Origin of the sequence: Hufsiella arboris, assembly GCF_009834875.1 — a bacterium.
Taxonomy (GTDB): domain Bacteria; phylum Bacteroidota; class Bacteroidia; order Sphingobacteriales; family Sphingobacteriaceae; genus Hufsiella_A; species Hufsiella_A arboris.
Genome location: NZ_WVHT01000002.1, coordinates 439,498 through 451,573 on the forward strand (window position 1 = coordinate 439,498; position 12,076 = coordinate 451,573).

6 protein-coding genes are annotated in these 12,076 nt (G+C 43.9%); 2 read left to right on the forward strand and 4 right to left on the reverse strand.

Annotation, left to right across the window (positions count from 1 at the left end; all coding sequences use genetic code 11):
• Positions 1-2: 2 nt before the first annotated feature.
• The 3 genes from GS399_RS05665 to pnuC all read right to left on the reverse strand — a co-directional run bounded on the left by GS399_RS05665 (position 3) and on the right by pnuC (position 7,834).
• On the reverse strand, positions 3-5,579 hold the full coding sequence (locus GS399_RS05665) for an alpha-2-macroglobulin (protein WP_160843627.1): 5,577 nt from the start codon (positions 5,577-5,579) through the stop codon (positions 3-5).
• A 507-nt stretch (positions 5,580-6,086) separates the two neighbouring features.
• The gene (locus tag GS399_RS05670) at positions 6,087-7,190 is read right to left on the reverse strand and encodes an acyl-CoA dehydrogenase family protein (RefSeq protein WP_160843628.1); all 1,104 of its coding nucleotides are present in this window, start codon (positions 7,188-7,190) and stop codon (positions 6,087-6,089) included.
• A complete protein-coding gene (pnuC, locus tag GS399_RS05675) occupies positions 7,187-7,834 on the reverse strand; it encodes a nicotinamide riboside transporter PnuC (RefSeq protein ID WP_160843629.1) in 648 nt (215 codons plus the stop codon). Before pnuC ends, GS399_RS05670 begins: the two co-directional genes overlap by 4 nt.
• Positions 7,835-9,175: 1,341 nt before the next feature.
• Here pnuC and GS399_RS05680 point away from each other — a divergent pair.
• Together GS399_RS05680 and lysA are read left to right on the forward strand one after the other, a co-directional pair.
• Entirely contained in the window at positions 9,176-10,486 is a 1,311-nt protein-coding gene (locus GS399_RS05680) for an aspartate kinase (RefSeq protein ID WP_160843630.1), read from the forward strand.
• A gap of 139 nt (positions 10,487-10,625) precedes the next feature.
• Positions 10,626-11,777 carry a diaminopimelate decarboxylase gene (lysA, locus tag GS399_RS05685; RefSeq protein WP_160843631.1) on the forward strand — a complete coding sequence of 384 codons (1,152 nt, stop codon included), beginning with the start codon at positions 10,626-10,628 and terminating at the stop codon, positions 11,775-11,777.
• An 85-nt stretch (positions 11,778-11,862) separates the two neighbouring features.
• Here the strand turns inward: lysA and GS399_RS05690 are convergent, their stop codons facing one another.
• A complete protein-coding gene (locus GS399_RS05690) occupies positions 11,863-12,075 on the reverse strand; it encodes a hypothetical protein (protein WP_160843632.1) in 213 nt (70 codons plus the stop codon).
• Between the last annotated feature and the right edge of the window lies 1 nt (position 12,076).

Here is a 12,076-nt window from a genome sequence, read left to right on the forward strand (position 1 = left end):
TTTTACTTAACTACTTCCACCCACTTTCCAGTTGTCGTTGCCTGGATCGAATTATCGTACATGGCCGAGCAATTCGTTGCCGGCAGGTAATATCTGCCCAAATAAGAAGCATTCAACAATACCTTAAACGTCAGCGTTTCGCCTGCGCGGATGTTAAAATACGTCAGCACCCGGTCATCGCGAATATCACGATACGTGTAGGACGACGATGCCGCTGCGCTTTCCTGGTCGTTCAGCCGTGTATTTATAATCTCCCAGCCTGAAGAAAATATCTGCGTGAGCGCCATTTGCTCATAATAACCCCTGTTGCCTGGATTTTTAATGGTAACTTCCGCGACGAAATCCTTGCCCTGAGGCAGTTTTGCAGCATCCACAACCTCGCCGGACTGAGTTTTATAAACTACATTTATATCCAATGAAGACGGATCATTTGTGGTTTGAAGATCCGACCCGACCGGAGCCTGACCTTGCCGGATAAGCCTGACGTACAACCTGTTGCTTCCCTGGTTAACAACCGATACATTACCTGTTGAACCGCCAGGGAACCGGTTGATGAATGAGCCGGAACTAACCGATTTTTTCGAACCGTTTAAAGCATATGTGTATGTTAGTTTGGGGCCGGTTTTGGCAACGCCGCAATATTTAGCAATCGCGATCAGCGAATAGGCGGTTGTTTGTGTGCTGTACCATTGGTCCTGCGAAAGTTGGGCAGCAATAGACTGCAGAAGTTTACCCGCTTCCTGCCGGTTTCCCAAATCTGTTAATGTTTCCATGATCATTGCCTGGTCGCGCAGATCAGAGCCGAATGTTTGTCCCAATTGATTATACTGTTTGACTGCAGTTGTCAGCCCTTTAACCAGGCTGCCTGCAATTTCGTTCTGGCCAATCATTTTATAAGCATCCGCTAACCGCCATTTTGCTTGGGACGATAAATATTGAAACTCTTTGAGCCGGTTCATCGCGCCAATTTCGGGCGATTTTGCCAAAGCAAGCAAGTATAACCGGTAGGACTGGATCAGATCACCGCCATAAAAGTTCGCCGAGTTTGGAATCCAGGACACGGCTTTGTTACGCTGGTATTTTTTCCATTGGTCTAAAAATCCTGCCGGCAAACTGTAACCGCGTGCCTGGGCTTCGAGCATAAAATGTCCGGCGTAATTTGTTCCCCAGTCATCGGAATTTCCTTCGCCCGGCCAGTAGCTTAAGCCGCCGTCGGTAGTTTGAAATCCGCGAAGGCGATTGATGGCAGCCTTTACATTCCGGGTGATGTTTGCCTTCTGCGGCTCGGTTAAGTCGGTCACCTGGTTTAACAACAATTGCGGGAAAGCCGCTGAAGTTATCTGTTCTACACAACCATGCGGATACTGGATCAAATAATTTAATCTTTTGGTGAGATTCATTGGCGGAATTGCGGAGATCTCCAGCATGCTGCTGTTTGTTCCACCGGTTCCAATCGGTGTTAGTGTGGCCGACCAGCTTTTACCGGCAGGTAATTCAGCGCCGGTTACAGCTGTGATATACGGATTCGGGTTTCGAACATCAAGCTCAACCTCGTACGAAGTTTTGTCGCTTCCGCTTGTTGCGGTAATTTTGACCTTCGCCACACCGATTAAATCCTTCACGTTTATATCGGCGAAAGCCATTTTTTCACCAGGCTTATCAAACGTCAGTACCTGATTAGTTCCCGAGGATGTCAGCATGTTATTCGTTTCGATTTTCAGGTTAACCGTTTTAATCCTGTTTTCCATGGCAAACACCGTGATGGGAAGTTTGAAAGTTTCGCCCGGACCGGCGACACGCGGGAGCGTTGCCAGCAACATCAGCGGTTGTTTTACCTCTACTGTCTTTTCCGCATAACCGTAAGCGCCATCCTGGCCGGCGATCACCATTGCCCGAACTGAGCCGACATATTGCGGAAGCTTAAACTGGTGTGTTTTCTTTTCGCCTTTGCCAATAGCGAACGGACCGAGGAATTTGACCACAGGCTTGAAGCGGTTCGCTTTCGCGGGATTTACATTCCTGTTCAGGTCGCCGTCGCCACCGATGCTTAGTATGCGTTCCAAATCGCCGCCCCAGGCACCGATCACCTGGTCAAACAGATCCCAGGTTTTAACGCCCAGCGCTTCACGGGCATAGAAGCTGCCGTGAGGATCCGGCGTTTTAAACCGTGTAAGATCGAGTAAGCCATCGTCTACAAGTGCAATCGTATAGGTCATTGCTTTACCCGAACTTTCGGAAACGGTGATGGAACTTTGTGTTTCCGGTTTCAGAACACCGGCTATGCTGATCACAGGCTTTAATGTCGTTTGCGGATCTTCCACCAGCAGCGGAATAACACCGTACATCCGGATCGGAAGATCGTTGGCTGTTTGGGCATGTGGCTGCAGCAGCGTCACGTTCGCGTAAACGTTAGGGGCCATCTCTTTTTCAATATTAAATTTGAAACTGGTTTGTCCCTGCTGCGTTTCAATCCACCAGGTTTTTAAAACCTTACTTCCATTTTCGATGCTTACCAACCCGCGGCCGCCTTTGCTAGATGGAATTGTCAGGGTCACTTCTTCGCCAACTTTGTATTTTTCTTTATTCGCGGTAAACGACAACATCGAAGCATCGGTTGGATTGTTCTGCTGTTCACGCTCGGCCCAGCCCGGCCAGTCGATGTATAATGTTTCGCCGGTAGTATGGCCGCTTTGCAGATCTTTAACCCGTACAAGGTACCTGCCCCAATCAGGATAGTTGATTTTTAAGTTCCATTTGGCCGTTCCGTTAGTAAGGCTAATTACCTCTTTACGCAAAAGCTGGTTGTAGCGGTTTTGAGTAAAGTTACTCAGGCTCTGATCTTCCTGATCCCACCACCAGCGCCACTGAATTTTATACAGTTCAACCTGTACCTGCCGGTTTCCGCCAATGAGTTTTCCGTCAGTATCAACATTTGCAATACTGATGACGTGGTTCTGATCGGTAAGCAGCCGCCCTGACAAACGGTCGCCTTCCGGAACCTTTATTCCCGCGTATGAATTATAAACATGGTAGGGAATAGAGAAGTTATTGATGCTGAAATTGCCGCCCGGCTCAAATACTTTTGTTGTGAAGTTAGCATTCAATATCCCCGGCGCTGCAGTAGTTGAACTGATATCCGCCTGGATCGCCGCACTGCCATTGCCGTTTAAGCGGCCATCGAATATCGTTTTATTTTCAGCCTGGAAAGCACTTGTGGGATCATCAAAAACATAGCCATTAAAGTTTTTAAAAGTCGTTTTTCCGGGATTTAGAGTGACATCTACTTTTGCCTTTAAATTTTGAACGCTCGCTCCAAAAAGCCACCTCGCTGAAAGGGTCCCATTCGCGGATGTGCCTTTGACCAATTCTTTTTTACCTCCAAAGTCTAGGTTGATTTTAAGCCGGTTGGGCATAACGGTTTCGACTTTAACCGACTTCTGGAATACTGCGCCTCCAACCTTTACTTTTGCCAGCCAGTTACCGGTAGGAGCGGTAGTGTTAGTAGCTAAACGGAATGTATAAAATCCATTTAACGACTTCGTTTGAATGATGCGGTTATTCAGTTGCCCCTTCGGATTATAAAACTCGAGACTGATCGGATGCCCTTCCGGTAGCTTGTTTTCCTTGTCTTCCAGGATAAAACTCATGTAAATTGAATCGCCCGGACGCCAAACACCGCGTTCGCCGTAAATGAAGCCTTTGATGCCGTTTTGCACTACATCGCCGTTTACATTAAAGCGGCTTAAAGGAAGCGAACTGCCATCGTCAAGTTTCAGATAGCCGCGCTCGGAACCTTTTTTTGCAATGAGAATAAATGGCTTGCGGATATTTTCAATCGTTGCCAAACCATCACTGTTCGTGGTAGCAGTCTGTAAAACCTGCTGCTGGTAATCCAGTAATTGCAGCTCAACTCCCTGCAGCGGCATTGTAGTTAGAATGTCCGTTGCTATCACGGTCACTTGTCCGTTGTTGCCCCGCTTGGTAATTAAACCAATATTGGATGCAAGTACATTCCGCGACGCCCAGCGTTCGGTAGTGTAATATGAATCCGAGCAGGGGTCTTCACGCTCATCCCAGTTATAACCTGCGGGATAATAGTTGTTGTAACGAGTCCAGAAGTCATCATCTTCGTCGATCTTTTCACCATAGTTATTCCCGTCTTCGTCATCATCGCTTTGCGTTCCGGAAGCTGATACATCTTGACAGGCGAAAATGGAGTACGACTTCCGGAATCCAATGGTGATGCGATAAATGGCTCCAGGCTCGGCGCGCAGAAACTTGTCAATATCTAAGGAAAAGCGGTTCTTTTTCTTCAGATTCAAGCTTTTGTCGCCGTCCAGCCGGATGGTTTTTTGTATCACCGGTTTGGCAACTCTTCTCAGATCGTTGCCGCCATTTGCATCATTTGCCTGCAGGTATTGGGGGATATTATTTTCATAAATCTTAATAATAGTAACGTCAACGGCATTTAGATTAATTGCTTCAAAAGGAAACGTAAGCTTGCCTGAATTAGGCAAAATGGTGCCTTTTCCCGGAATTGTAACTGAGGGTAACTGGTTTTCGAAGTTGACGTTAGCGGCCATTGTCGCCGTGATCTTTTTAGCGACGATATTTTCGATTCCTTCATTAACTGTTACGGAATAATCGCCTTCCAGGCGGTCGGGTGCGTAAATTTTTATTTCACTTCCGTCAATGGTGTATCGTAAATCCTTTTGATTGCTGACGCTGATGAGGCCCGTTAAATCCTGCGAAACCAGGATAGGATCCGAAAATTGAACCAGCACATATTGCTCCGGATCCTGAATGGCTTTTACTGTAAGCACTTTAAAATCGCCCACTGCAGGAACTTTGATCTTGCTTTCACCATTTTTATCCGAATTGATTGGCGCGCCGTCCCATTTCAACTGCAGTTCCTGTTCACTTTTGCCGCGTACAATGTTTTCGATGGTAAAAGCAGATGTATGCTGTTCGCTGTTATGTGCCCATTTCACGGGTAAGTTTTTACCCTGGTAAGTAACGGTAATAAGCTTTTGAATGCTGGCGTCATTTTCGTAATCGGCCGTATAAATGACGCCCGTAAATTTCATTTTATCGAGTGAAGAGGTGACGGCCGCTTTTAAACCGTTTTCTTCCATTTCGAAGGATGGTTTTACTATCCGGAAATTGAACTCGAATTCGTCCAGATCAGCAGCCACTTTGGTGACTTTTCCTAACTTAAAAATGGTGTGATATTCCGTTCCTGGTGCCAGGGGCTGAGCGGGCCGGAATTCAATTGTTTTCGCATCCAGCCAATAGCTTTTTCCTTTAACAGCGGGGTCGAACTCAAATAAATCCTGATCCTCAGCCTGGCCCTGATTGTGAAGTGTGCTTACCTCAGAAGCGAGATGAATCAGAATGGTTCCTCTTTTGGAAATAACCCCCGAAGTATACGAATCGATGTATTTACCGAACGCCGGATCGATTTTTTCCGAGGCGGGTTTTTTAAGGAGAAAGTAACTGCCGATGCCGATACATAAAAAGGCGGCAACCGCTGCGACAATATACAAGGTCTTCTTGTTTCCGGGAAGTTGGGTGTCCATTTAGGGAAGGTTTTGAGTGGTATCCAAAATAAGAAAAATACGAATAAAATTAACGCGCTATAAAGCGACCTGAACGGAGCTAATGACACACTGTTAGAACAAATCAGAACTTGTGACGGTCTTATTGTTACTTTTAAGCCAAAACCAAACCTAATAAATTGCCCCGTAACGTTTTATGAATAGATAAGCTCAAGCTCGTTCAGCCAGAAGGCGATCAATTTAAATTAATATAAATAGATAAACTGCGGGTTACTACTTTAATTAAGCCTATATTTAAAGTCATCGGGTTGCTTTCCTTTAATATCGTCATTATCGGCCGGTTATATTATGGAATGTACTTCATTTACCCATTTGCATGCCGATATTAAACTGAATAGTAACATGAAAATTGGACAATATCATATTGGGTTGACAGAGTGGCTCCTGATATTTCTGGCGCTATGTGTCGTCGCACTCATTTTGAGGAATATTTTTATCAAACAGGTAAAAGAATAATCCGGCTCAACTTTAGTTAAACGGAAAAGTTAACAATGAATGTTGGCTCGCCGTATGAATATCCCGCCAGACACGGTTAATTTCTGAATCGCTGTTGGCGGCCTGCATTCCGCAGAAAGGGTATAAGTCGTCGACAAGTTTAAGCGCGCTATGAGCCAGTTTCCGACTGGTTGTACTGACGTTTTTTAAGGTTTCTTCAGTGATGGGTTTCCGCGTTTCCAATTCATTCCATGAAGCGTCGAGCGCTTTGAAGAATGAACCGCGGTGGATATTGAAATCGTTTAAAAGTTGTTCTTTTTTGCCGTCAATATATTTCGACTTAGCGTTGGATAGATTATTTTTTGATTGAACACACACTTCAGCCAACTCCAGGAAATGAATAGCCATTCCGCTGAAGTTTGCGACCAACGTAGCTTCGGCGAGCTGCAGGAAGGGATAGTTAAAAATTATATTTTGATCTGTTGCATGTTCCGGATCGATGCAGAACATCCTGTTTTTCGGAACCGTTAAATTCCTGACTTCGTACCAGTGACTACCGGTAGCCTTTAACCCCATATAATTCCAGCCCGGAAGTATCGTTGCTTCTTCTTTCCTGAAAATAAACGAGCGGATCATATCACTGCCGTCCTCGTTCTTTTGCACGATGTTATTTTTCCGAATGATGCAATTGGCCGTTAAATGTGTCGCGTGCAGAATTCCGGAGGCATAAAGCCAGTTTCCGTTAACTATAAATCCGTCATCGGTTATGTCGGCAGTGCCGGTACTTGCACCGCTTCCTGCAAGAATTGTTTTTTTATCACTAAAGATTTCCGCCGCAAGTTGTTTGTCAAGATATCCGGCAAAAAAAGCGGCGCCGCTGCAAAGTGTCATCGTCCAGCCCAGGCTTCCATCCGCCCAGCTAAGGGCTTCTTCCAGTTTAACGATTTTTGGAAGGCTAAGCTCAAGTCCGCCCAATTCTTTAGGGATATAGGCGTTGAACCATCTCTGATCATAAATAAGGCCGAGTTGTTTTGGCGTTAACTGGCTGATCTTTTCAGCTTCTGGAGCTTCGTTCCGAATAAGGTCTGCCTGGCCGGAAGTTAATTGTTTAGATGGATGATCAGCAATCACATTCATGCGGCTTGTAAGGTTTGTGTCGGGTTCTTTTTTAAAAGTTTTTTCCAGTCGAGATAACCAAAAATGGCGATTACGAACAGGAAAATAGTTAGCAATGCAAACAGAATCAGTTGTTTGTGAAACAAAAGAGGAATGGCTACCAGGTTCGAAATATTCAATAAGATCCAGTTTTCGACCTTTCTTCGGGCTAAAAGCCACATCCCGGCCCAGGCTGTCGCCGAGACAAAAGAATCCAAAACAGGGACCGTGGAAGGAGTAAAATATTTTAGAATAAGATATAATACAAGCCAGCCGCCGAATGAAACCGCCAGGGTGATGAACCAATCATCACGGCTTGATGATGTGATCGGGAGTTCCGGTTCATTTCTGTTCCGGTGCCAATGGATCCATCCGTAAACACTCATCACCAGGTAATAAATATTTAATCCAGATTCTGCATATAACTGGACATTAAACAACAGCACAGTAGAAATAACAGTTGCAATGATCCCGGCAGGATAGAGGAGAACGTTATTTTTCCTGGCAAGCAATACTTCGGCAACGCCAAATCCAACGGCCAGCCATTCAAAAACTGTGGTATGCTTAAACTGATCGATAAAAAGCGAGACCCATTCCTGGACGTCAAAAAGTAATAATTGCGGCATAAAATTTATTTGCGCACAACATACAGGGGCAATATGTAAGCTTGTTTATCAAAATCCCTACGCCGGCATTATCCGGATCAGGTGCTCGGTTGAGTAGTTAGTAGAAAGTATCAAGGCAGGGCTTATAACTTAGTACTTATGACTTTAAACTCAAACGATGGGTATAATCTCAGCCTGGTTACTTCGGTTAGGAAGAGTAGGCACCCCATGAGAATGGGGTAAAGGTATGGATTTAAATTCAGCTTAGAACGTGAGCTATGTAAATTTTGATTTTAAAGAATGCTAAGCTGTTGTATTGAAAGATGAGTTTTTGAGCGATTTGTTTTTTGAGCAATCATACTGATAATGGCGGCATTTTATTTTAACGCTAGACTGTATTTAAATGAGTTGATTTTTGTTTAATTAAATCTTTTTGAAGCGCAATGTCCATCCTGCAATTAAAGTATATTCCGGCTTTCCGCTAATACTACACAGGCATTAGCCACTTGGGCCGGTATCCGCTTCAATCCGGGCTAAAATGCAAGGGCTGTTCCATAATTTTTGGCAGTTGCCGGGCAAGCTGAACATAGCAGAACTGTCCTGCCATCAATAAACCCAATGGTAGCGGCAGCTTTTGCGTCGTTCAGCAGTTGCGATCATTTTTGCATAACCAGCAAAACTACAGCGGACAGTGGGACTGAAGCGGCCAATGTATGCCGTCATTGCTTTTCTTAAAAAGAAATTAAAATCAATTAAAGTTTTATAGAAAAATCATTTTAATTTTCATCCAGTCAATGAATTTTAGCCAACATTAATTACGTCGTTAAACAGATTATTATTGAAGCGCAATGTTAGTTCAAGATTTAAAGTTTGTTCCCGCTATCCGCTTTTACTCCTAACCCCGCTACACAAATCTTCCCTTCGTTCGGAGTAACCGCTGCTATCGGGGCTAAAGGGCAAGGACTAATCCTTGGTTTTCGGTTGCGCCCGGCAATCTGAACATAGAAGAATTGTATTAACATCAATAAACTCATTGGAAGCGGCAGCTTTTGTATCGTTCAGCAATTCCGCTCATTTGCGTAATCAAGCAAAACTACAGCGGACAGAAGCGACCAAAGAGTGTCTGTCATTGTTTTTTTAAAAAAAAATCGTAAGTTTTTCTTGCAGTCGAGAAGCACGTATACAGTAGCTAAAAAAAGCCATCTCTATGAACTTCACAGCGTTGCTTCCCATCAATTTCAGAACGTGATTTTTCTTCAAATTAATTCACTTTAAACGCGTTAATCCCACCTTTTTGACTAATTTTAGCGCCCGAATAAAACCTTATTTACTTAGTTAAAATATCGAAGCTTAAGCCGTAGAATGAAAATTTTAAAATTTGGAGGAACCTCTGTAGGTAGTCCCGAACGGATGAAAAAATTACTGGATATCGTCCGTCCGGAGGAAAAACAAATTGTGGTATTGTCAGCTGTTTCCGGCACCACGAATAGCCTTGTCGAAATTTCTAACGCCTATTTGAACGGCGATAAGCGAAAGGCGAAAGAACTTACAAAGGCATTACACGATAAATATGAGTTGTTCATTAATGAACTTTTCACTTCTAAGGAAGGGCTTACAAACGGTAAAAACCTTATCGATTATCATTTTAACCTGATATCGGGTTTTTCGAATGAGCTGTTTACGCCAATCGAAGAGAAGATTATCCTGGCGCAGGGCGAGCTGCTTTCAACTACCTTGTACCATTTTTATCTAAATGAGATCGGCGTATCATCGGTGCTTTTACCGGCGCTTGATTTTATGAAGATCGATGAAGATAATGAGCCGATGGTTGAATTTATCGGTCAGCATTTACAGCCCCTGATTGATAAACATCCGGATAAAACTTTATTCATCACCCAGGGATACATCTGCCGCAACTCATTTGGCGAAATCGATAACCTTCGTCGTGGCGGAAGCGATTATACAGCTTCGCTCATCGGTGCCGCTATCCGGGCGGAAGAAGTGCAGATATGGACTGATATTGACGGAATGCACAATAACGATCCGCGTATCGTTAAAGGAACTTCACCGATTGCGCAGCTTTCATTCGACGAAGCAGCCGAGCTTGCTTATTTCGGAGCTAAAATCCTGCATCCGCAGAGCGTTTTTCCGGCTCAGAAATATAAAATTCCCGTTCGTTTATTAAACACGATGGAGCCTTCGGCTGCCGGAACATTGATTACAAACGATAGCGAGAAAGGAAAAATCAAATCGATTGCAGCCAAAGACGGAATTACGGCTATTAAAATTCAGTCGAGCCGTATGCTGCTTGCTTATGGATTTTTGCGCCGCGTGTTTGAAATATTCGAGCGCTATAAAACACCGATCGATATGATCACTACCTCGGAAGTGGCCGTTTCTTTAACAATCGATGAAACTGATTATTTGCAGGATATCATTAAGGATTTAAATGACTTTGGTTCGGTAGAACTCGATAAGGATCAAACTATCATTTGTGTAGTAGGCGATTTCGGTGCCGAGCAACATGGTTACGCTTCCAGGGTGCTCGACGCGTTAAAGCACATTCCGCTTCGCATGGTATCATACGGAGGCAGCAACAACAATATTTCGCTTCTTGTAAATACAGCAGATAAAACGGAAGCGCTTCGAAGTTTGCATAACAGGTTGTTTTAAATCAGGATTTCGGCTCAACTTGACAAATAATAGTTACAAGTGCCACATTGAGCGGGTCGAAATTTGAATTAAAATAAGGCTTCGACTCCGCTCAGCCTGACAAAATCAGCGAAAATTAACGTCACAAAGTGGATAATTCATGTTTAATCAAGATATATTAAATCGTTTCCAAAATGAGGAAACACCATTTTACTACTACGATCTGAATGTTTTACAGCAAACATTGGACGCCTGCACCAACGCTGCAAACCGGTATAACTTTCATGTGCATTATGCTATGAAAGCCAACTTTAACCCAACTGTGATTTCAAAGATTAGACAAGCCGGATTGGGTGCAGATTGCGTTAGTGGAAATGAGGTTTTAAAAGCCGCTGAAGTTGGCTTTGATCCTTCCAAAATCGTTTTTGCCGGCGTTGGGAAATCTGATAAGGAAATTAATCAGGCCCTTGATCTTGATATCTTTTCATTTAACGTTGAGTCGTTACAGGAATTAGGCGTGATAAACTCGCTGGCCGGTGTAAAAGGTAAGAAAGCTAAGGTTGCAATCCGTATTAACCCCAATGTTGACGCCCATACTCACCACAACATTACAACCGGTTTAGAAGAGAATAAATTTGGTATAAACCAATGGGAGCTAAATGATTGCGCGGACGCGCTGCGGCAGTCGCCAAATCTCGAACTTATTGGTATTCATTTTCATATCGGCTCGCAAATCACTGACCTGAATGTTTTTAAAAGCCTTTGTGTGAAGGTAAATGAATTGCATCAATGGTTTGAAGAGCGGGGCTTCAATTTGAAAGTTCTAAATGTGGGCGGTGGTTTCGGGGTGGATTATCACCATCCTGATACTAATACAATTCCTGATTTTGAAGGATATTTTAAAGTGTTCGATCAGTTTCTGGAAAGGAAACCGGCACAGGAAATTCACTTCGAATTAGGTCGCGCGCTGGTTGCGCAGTCGGGCAGCCTGATCAGCCGGGTTTTATATGTAAAAAACGGTATAAAGAAAAACTTCCTTATCCTGGATGCGGGTATGACAGAACTGATGCGCCCGATGCTTTACCAGGCTTATCATAAGATTGAGAATATTTCCAAAGGTGATGTTGCCGAAAGTAATAAATACGATGTCGTTGGCCCTATCTGCGAATCAACTGATTGTTTCGGAAAAGAAGTGGAACTTCCTGCGTCAGAGCGTAATGATTTAATAGCTATCAGAACCGCCGGTGCTTATGGCGAGGTAATGGCTTCAGGATATAACTTGAGAGAGAAAGTTAAGTCAGTATATTCTTAAGGAAGAGATATGCCATGTTGAGTGGAGTCGAGACAATTGTAGACCTTCGACTCCCCTCAGGACGGCAAACGATTGAAATTTAATTCTAGCTTTTCTTTGAAGTAGCTAAAACAACAATTCCGCCAACAAGCAGCAGCCCGCCAACATACGGAGGCCAGTTTACGGTTTTCTGTTTATCTGCTGATACCTGTATCGGTCCGGCATCGATGATTTTTTCTTTCTTGGTATAAGTGAAGCCTGTCCAGATAAGCATGACAACGCCAAGTACAATTAATATTAAGCCAACGGTTCTGTTCATA